This window comes from Vibrio sp. Vb1574, assembly GCF_033338675.1.
In genome coordinates this window covers 1-1,318 of the sequence record NZ_JAWOTC010000242.1, presented here as the reverse complement: position 1 = coordinate 1,318, position 1,318 = coordinate 1, and the positions used below count along the sequence as shown (strand labels likewise).

General features: G+C 41.2%; 1 protein-coding gene and 1 pseudogene. Both read right to left on the bottom strand.

From position 1 onward, the window contains the following. On the bottom strand, nucleotides 1-754 hold a 754-nt coding region (locus R7O12_RS25180; protein ID WP_318126790.1), incomplete at its 3' end, for a THUMP domain-containing protein. Nucleotides 755-1,250: 496 nt separating this feature from the next. Next, nucleotides 1,251-1,318 (bottom strand): annotated as a pseudogene (locus R7O12_RS25175) (cell division protein ZapC); the annotation flags it as partial.

Here is a 1,318-nt window from a genome sequence, read left to right as displayed (position 1 = left end):
TGACGCCGCGTCTAGCCTGAACGTGTGCTTCTGATTTGATTTCAGCCCATGTATCTGGCTCAAAGTCTTCAAGTGATTCAAAGCACCATTGCTTTCGTTTTACACCAGGAGCCATATTTGCAGCCATCATTGCCGCTTCAATCAGTAACGTACCAGAACCACACATTGGATCGAGAAGTGGCTGATGACCGTCCCAACCACAACGCATAATGATCGCCGCTGCTAATGTTTCGCGAAGTGGTGCTCGGCCAGATTCCGGACGGTAGCCACGTTGATGAAGGCCACTGCCTACCATATCAACACCTAAGATAGCTTTATCTTTGTGAAGGCGAACATGAACGCGAATATCAGGACGTTCTTTGCTGATGTTTGGTCGAGGTAAGCCTTTCTTCTCAAAGCAATCAACGATGCCATCTTTTACTTTCATCGCGCCGTACTGACTGTTGCGGATCTCGCGGTTGGTACCGTTAAAGTCCACAACGAAACGCTTAGAACTGTGGAATTGATTCACCCAGTTAATTGACGAAGTAGATAGGTATAGATCCATGTCGTCGTTACAAGTGAATTCAGATAAAACACGTACAAATCGTGATGCCAAGCGGCTCCACAAACAACAACGATAGATTTGCTCATTCGTGGCTTTAAATTTTACGCCCGCCTGTACTGGTTTCGCGTTTTCAATGCCTAGTTTAGTCAGTTCTTCAACAAGCAGGTTTTCCATGCCGTTTGAAGTTACCGCGAGATATTGATTCATAGTGTTCTTTCGTTAATAAAAAATGGCCTTAATTATACCTGACTTTACGATCAATGCCTCGTTTTTAAAGGCGTTTTTAGTTTCACCAGAGCAAACAATCACCAATCCCTTGATCTGAAACTTCCTACATTTCGAGCTGAGCATTTCTTTTCCCATTCTTTTAGCTAACCAAAAACCTTACCTTAAAGAAGAAGTGAATACTTATTTACCTTAAAATTGGTATATACCAATAGTAAAATTATGTTGTAATTTACTTACCAATTGCATGTATTGGGGAAGAAATGGGGGAATGTTAGGCGATAAGTTGCCTAATATTAGTGATCGCTAAGATTAAAAAAGTGGAATAAAAGTGACCAGCTTCATAGTTATGTGCTTAACAACGCAGTGATTTCAGCCGATTAATAAAGGTATTTGAAAGGAGAAGGATAAAAAAAATCGACCTGAGGCGGTCGATTAAGGCAAACAAAGGAACGAAATAAAGAAAACTTAAAGAGGTTTAACCCACCATAGCCATTGGAGCCATGACAAATAAATGATTCGCACAAACCATTCTGTCGTGCATAA